This window comes from Actinomycetospora sp. (assembly GCF_055612215.1).
This window is the reverse complement of record NZ_JBVPVA010000322.1, coordinates 1-2,438: the sequence shown is the minus strand read 5'-3', so window position 1 is coordinate 2,438 and position 2,438 is coordinate 1. Positions and strand designations below refer to the sequence as shown.

Sequence of the window (2,438 nt, the reverse complement as noted above, 5' to 3'; positions counted from 1 at the left end):
CGCCTGCGTCATCTCGTTCATGGGGATCGGGCTGGTCGACCCGATCCTGCCCGCGCTCGCCCAGCAGCTCTCCGCGACGCCCGCGCAGGTGTCGCTGCTGTTCACCAGCTACCTGCTCATCACCGCGGTCGCGATGCTGGTCACCGGCTGGGTCTCGAGCCGCATCGGCGCCAAGGCCACGCTGGTCACCGGGCTGACGATCATCGTCGTCTTCTCCGCGCTCGCCGGCCTGTCCGGCTCGATCGGCGAGATCGTCGGCTTCCGGGCGGGCTGGGGCCTCGGGAACGCGCTGTTCATCGCCACCTCGCTCGCGGTGATCGTCGCCAGCGCGAGCGGCGGCTTCGCCGGCGCGATCATCCTCTACGAGACGGCCCTCGGTGTCGGGATCGCGCTCGGCCCGCTGGTCGGCGGGCTGCTCGGCTCGGTGAGCTGGCGCGCGCCCTTCTTCGGCGTCGCGGTGCTCATGGCGATCGCCCTCGTCGCGACCCTCGTGCTGCTCGACAAGACGCCCAGGCCCGCGCAGAAGATCGCGCTGCTCGACCCGATCAAGGCGCTGCGCCACCGCAGCCTCGCGACGATCGCCGTGACGGCCTTCGCCTACAACTGGGGCTTCTTCACCCTGCTCGCGTACTCGCCGTACTCCATGGGCCACCTCGGGCCGCTCGGGCTCGGCGGGGTGTTCACCGCGTGGGGCGTGCTCGTCGCGATCTTCGCGGTGTTCGGCGCGCCCGCCCTGGAGCGGCGCTTCGGCACGGTCCGCGTCCTCTACTTCGTGCTGGGGCTGCTCGCGCTGGACCTGCTGGTGATCGCGGTCTGGCAGACGACCCCCGCCGTCGTCATCGGGGCCGTGATCGTGGCCGGCGCCATGATCGGGCTCAACAACACCCTGGTCACGCAGGCCGTCATGTCCGTCGCGCCGGTGCCGCGCCCGGTGGCGTCGGCGTCCTACAGCTTCGTGCGCTTCCTCGGCGGCGGGCTCGCCCCGTGGATCTCCGGTCTGATCGGCGAGGCGTTCCTGCCCAACACGCCCTTCTGGGTGGCCGCGGTCGTCGTCGCCGTCGGGATGCTCGTGCTGTCCACCGCCCACCGGCTGCTGCGGCGGGCGGAGACCGAGGAGCCGGAGTCGGAGCTGCCGGCGCTCGAGCCGGGGTCGGCCGGGCTCGGGCGTCCCGTCCTGGTCGCCGTCGACGACGCCCCGCACACCGACGAGGTGATCGCCGCCGGCGCCCGCCTCGCCCGCGCCGTCGACGCGCCGGTCCTGCTCGTGCACGTGCCCGAGGACGCCGTCGTCGGGGACGCGACCGCGGTCGGCGACGACCCCGGGATCCTCACCGGCCGGGTCGCCGAGCTCACCGCGTCCGGCCTGACCGCCGCGGCCGAGTCGCTGCGCCCGGTCGCCACCCACGACGCCGTCGGTCTCGCCCTCGCCGACCTCGCGCGGCGCCGGGACGCCCGCGCGGTCGTCGTCGGGAGCCCGCACGGCGGCCCGCTCGCCGCACTCGCACGCCCCAGCGCCGACCGCGGGCTCTGGGAGCACGCCGACCGGCCCGTCGTCGTGATCCCGGCGGGGATGGGGGCCACGGCCACGGCCTCTGAGGTCAGCAACGGCACGATGCTGACGTCCGACGTCAGAACGGCGCCGTTCGCGCGCGGCTCGGGAGGCCCGCAGCTGACCGGCCACGTCCGCGACCACGCCGGACGGCCCGTCGACGCCGTCCTGACCCTCGTCGACGGCGGCGGCCACCAGGTCGGGCGCGGTGCCACCGACACCGACGGCGATTACCGCCTGCCCTCGGGGCCCGCGTCCGGGTCGGGGCTGCTGGTCGTGCGCGGTCGCGACGGGAGCTCCGCGCCCGCCGTCGTCTCCGTGGTCCTGGGCGTGCCGGCGGTGCACGACGTCGAGCTCGACACCGGCGGTACCCGGAGCCGCGGCGCGAGCCTCGTGGCGGGGTCGTCCATGCCGTCGCGGACGGTGCCGGGTGTCGGGGGCGCGGTCTAGGGTGGCGGGCATGTCGAGCACGGCCTTCACGCGTCTCCCGCACCCCGGTCCGGCGACCGAGGAGCGGGTCGCGGAGGTACTGGCCGCGCCCGGGTTCGGCAAGTACTTCACCGACCACATGGTCACCGTGTCCTGGGACGCCGCGCGCGGCTGGCACGACGCGACGGTGGGCCCGTACCAGCCGCTGTCGATCGACCCGTCGGGGTGCCGGTAGGCCTTCAGCCCCTCGAAGATCGTCTGGCTGTAGTGCAGCACCACCGACGCCGGGTCGATCGACAACGGCTGGTACGGGCCCACCGTCGCGTCGTGCCAGCCGCGGGCGGCGTCCCAGGTCGCGGTGACCATGTGGTCGGTGAAGTACTTGCCGAACCCGGGCGCGGCCAGTACCTCCGCGACCCGCTCCTCGGTGGCCGGACCGGGGTGCGGGAGGTGCGCGAAG

At 74.6% G+C, this 2,438-nt stretch carries 2 protein-coding genes and 1 pseudogene; 2 read left to right on the top strand and 1 reads right to left on the bottom strand.

Annotation, left to right across the window (positions count from 1 at the left end):
- On the top strand, positions 1 to 1,999 hold a 1,999-nt coding region (locus AC0CYZ_RS09230), incomplete at its 5' end, for an MFS transporter (protein ID WP_472214505.1).
- A 10-nt stretch (positions 2,000 to 2,009) separates the two neighbouring features.
- Positions 2,010 to 2,213, top strand: a complete 204-nt coding sequence (locus tag AC0CYZ_RS09225) for a hypothetical protein (protein ID WP_472214503.1) — start codon at positions 2,010 to 2,012, stop codon at positions 2,211 to 2,213.
- Here the strand turns inward: AC0CYZ_RS09225 and AC0CYZ_RS09220 are convergent.
- Positions 2,189 to 2,438, bottom strand: a pseudogene (locus tag AC0CYZ_RS09220) (branched chain amino acid aminotransferase); the annotation flags it as partial. The gene AC0CYZ_RS09225 and the pseudogene AC0CYZ_RS09220 overlap by 25 nt on opposite strands.

Coding starts and splice junctions, on each gene's coding strand:
- AC0CYZ_RS09225 (WP_472214503.1), top strand. CDS start 2,010: ATGTCGAGCACGGCCTTCACGCGTCTCCCGCACCCCGGTCCGGCGACC.